This window comes from Sinorhizobium glycinis (assembly GCF_001651865.1).
Taxonomy (GTDB): domain Bacteria; phylum Pseudomonadota; class Alphaproteobacteria; order Rhizobiales; family Rhizobiaceae; genus Sinorhizobium; species Sinorhizobium glycinis.
In genome coordinates, this window is record NZ_LPUX01000017.1 from 1 (window position 1) to 2664 (window position 2664).

The 2664-nt window shown below is 55.8% G+C and carries 6 protein-coding genes; all 6 read left to right on the plus strand.

The window, feature by feature from the left end:
- Positions 1-308: 308 nt before the first annotated feature.
- The 6 genes from AU381_RS00125 to AU381_RS00135 all read left to right on the plus strand — a co-directional run bounded on the left by AU381_RS00125 (position 309) and on the right by AU381_RS00135 (position 2595).
- Positions 309-797, plus strand: a complete 489-nt coding sequence (locus AU381_RS00125; protein WP_014857530.1) for a NifX-associated nitrogen fixation protein — start codon at positions 309-311, stop codon at positions 795-797.
- A 22-nt stretch (positions 798-819) separates the two neighbouring features.
- Positions 820-1023: a CCE_0567 family metalloprotein gene (locus AU381_RS00130; protein WP_014857531.1), complete on the plus strand. Its 204-nt coding sequence runs from the start codon at positions 820-822 to the stop codon at positions 1021-1023.
- On the plus strand, positions 1020-1196 hold the full coding sequence (locus AU381_RS30160) for a hypothetical protein (RefSeq protein ID WP_010875125.1): 177 nt from the start codon (positions 1020-1022) through the stop codon (positions 1194-1196). Before AU381_RS00130 ends, AU381_RS30160 begins: the two co-directional genes overlap by 4 nt.
- A gap of 75 nt (positions 1197-1271) precedes the next feature.
- Complete coding sequence (locus AU381_RS27780) at positions 1272-1643, plus strand: exopolysaccharide production repressor protein (RefSeq protein WP_223843491.1); 372 nt, start codon at positions 1272-1274, stop codon at positions 1641-1643.
- A gap of 417 nt (positions 1644-2060) precedes the next feature.
- On the plus strand, positions 2061-2237 hold the full coding sequence (locus AU381_RS30990; RefSeq protein ID WP_280137769.1) for a tryptophan 7-halogenase: 177 nt from the start codon (positions 2061-2063) through the stop codon (positions 2235-2237).
- Positions 2200-2595, plus strand: a complete 396-nt coding sequence (locus AU381_RS00135) for a tryptophan 7-halogenase (RefSeq protein WP_280137770.1) — start codon at positions 2200-2202, stop codon at positions 2593-2595. The genes AU381_RS30990 and AU381_RS00135 overlap by 38 nt, the downstream gene beginning before the upstream one ends.
- The last annotated feature ends 69 nt before the right edge of the window (positions 2596-2664 follow it).

A 2664-nucleotide genomic window follows, 5' to 3' on the forward strand; every position in this document is an offset into this window, starting at 1 on the left:
ATCGCGAAACGATGCAGACGGCGGTGACCGATTATTCCTATGACCTGACCCGCTAGAGCGGCGGTCGGCAAAACGCCGGCCCGGGAGCCGCACCATGGGATCGCGAGCGTTGAAATGGGCTGATCGTTTAGCTCATGCGCTATCGGAACTGCGCTCGGAAGTGCATTCGGACAGCCACCTGATCATTCTAAAGGGGCATAGCGGCATATGAATTTTGCATGGAGAGAGACAGACGGTTGTGTAGTATTGTCGGCCACTCACGGGATCGCCTCGACTAAAGAGGGCCCGTGCTTCAGGACGAGGACTAAATGATGACAGCGTTATCTGATCCCCGGTTTACTCGAGCTGTCAGTGACGATGGATCGTTGGCCACTCCTTTCATGAAATGCCTCGCGCGGTTGGTCCGCGCTCAGGATTCCTACGGATTATGGAGGGATAAATGTGACGCCGAGTTGCTGGCCAACTTCACAGTTACGGAGGAGCAGCGGCGAGCCATCCCCGTCATCGGCGACCCCGAGCCGGACGTGCTGTTGAGGCTCGACCTTTTTTACGCCGCCGTCGGCGTCGCTATCGAGGAGCGCTCGGGGCTTTTGATCTCGCGAACGCTGGAGATCAGCGATGAGGGCATCGGCCGAGTGCTCTTCACAACCAGGCGGCTGGTGGTGCTGTCGAAGACCCTACGTGACGCTCACCGTTTCGGCTTCAATACACTTGGCAAATGCGCCAAGACTGGCACGAAGTTGGTCAAGGATGCGATCAAAAGCATCGAAGCTTATCCGGACGTGGCGCGGGCATAATGTGCCTGCAAGGAATAAGACCATGACAGATCTTGAAAAACTCAAGCAGAGGGTTCAAAAACTGCAGTCACGCGCTGCGACTGCGAAGACGCAATTGCATGACCTTGCCGAGTGCCTTCCGAACTATTGGACCGAAATAGTGGGCGTCGCCGAAAAAACATTCGACGCTTTTGCTCAGTTGGACGCTGCCAAAAGAGAACTCGCCGCGTCGGAGAATTCACGATGAAAAGCTCGTTCGTGACCCGCCGCTTCAGCTGGTGCCGGAATATCTATTATGCATCGGCTGCGGCTGCTGACTCGGGGCGCGAGGTATGCACCTTCACGGGATCAATGACGCAGGTGAAATTCTCGGTCTTTTGCGATGCCGAGGACGATCATTCCAGCAACCAGATCATGTGATCATGTCCGGCGACAGCGCCGGCCGCTGTATCGGCTGCGGAGCCGGAGTGCGTGTTTGGCCAAACCGCCAGAATCATGTTGCGGCCGACGACATTGCCGCATGATCCCACAAACAAAACCAGGAAAACGGCGTTGTCTTTTGGTATCTTTCATCGAATTCTATGGCTGTTCCTATGCGCCAACACTCTTATAGTCTACCTCGTAACGGGGTCCATCAGTGACGCAGTCGTCACGACTGTGGTTGGTTCGCTGCTTCTGCAGCTAGCATATTTCGGACACGTACTCTTTCTGCTCTGGCGGGCTCACTGCGCCCGGAGAGCTCGTCAAACGACCGGGCAATTCCATGGAGAGGGACAGCCCGGGGACCCTCGTATAGCGGGCACTCACGGGCGCACTGATGGGGATCCGTGCTTCGAGGACGAGGACTCTCGATCGGCCCCTTGCTAACCGCTTCATGAAATCTCTCTCGTGCGGCTAAATCCCCGCTGAGGTTTGCTTTCGGTGTGCAAGGACAAGTGCCCACGCTGGATTTCTGGCCGACTTCACTGTCACCGAGGACCAGCGCCGTGCGACCGCGTCAGCCCTTGAAGCGCGGAACAAGAGAGTGCGTAAGCTGCAGCCTTTCTGGAAAGCGAACATGGAATCTGCGTAATGTCGCCAAGGACCTTCCAATCAATGGAGCTGATCATGGTAGTCGCCGAGAATACGTTGGCGCCTTTGCTCAGGTTAGCGCTGCCGGATTGCTGCCCGACGGCACAATCTGGGGAATGCTACCGCTTCAGATGATCCTACATTGAGTCTTACTGTTGGTTCTCTCTGCAGATGCGCCGCCTCTTAACATAATCTTGACGATAGTGAAAAGTGATGCTGGATCTGACGAATGCGAAGCGCATAGGAATTATCGGCGGCGGCATTGTCGGTTGGCTTGCAGCGATAGCGCTTCGCCGTGTTTTCGACGTTGATGTCGATGTAACGGTCATAGAGGCTCCGACGGTGTTTCCGCTTGGCCCAGGGGAGGGGGGGCTCGCTCAACCTGATTGACACGTTGTGTCGCAATGAGCTCGACCTGGACGTTTTCATTGGTGAAGCCGGCGCCACCCACAAGCTTGGTGTGCTCTATGAGAATTGGAGGGGTGGAGGAATCCCGGATCGCTACTACCGCATGTTCGGCGGATCGGGCATACCGGAAATCGAATGCCGCGTCGGCGGTTTCTTCCCTCTGCTGTCGGCGAGAATTGCCGCAGGTGAGAACCTTCACACGTGCATCCCTGGCTTTGAGTTAATCATAAAGAAGGCATCGCAAGTGGAAATCGACGAGTTGCTGGCAACGGGTGAGTCTGGACTCTACCCTTCGTTTCACTTCAATCACGCCGGCTTCGAGCGATACCTAAGAGCCTGACCGAAAAAGAGTTGAGTGAAATCAGCCAGTTGTGATTCTGTTTGTTTGCTTAGGACGAACGGAGACCAC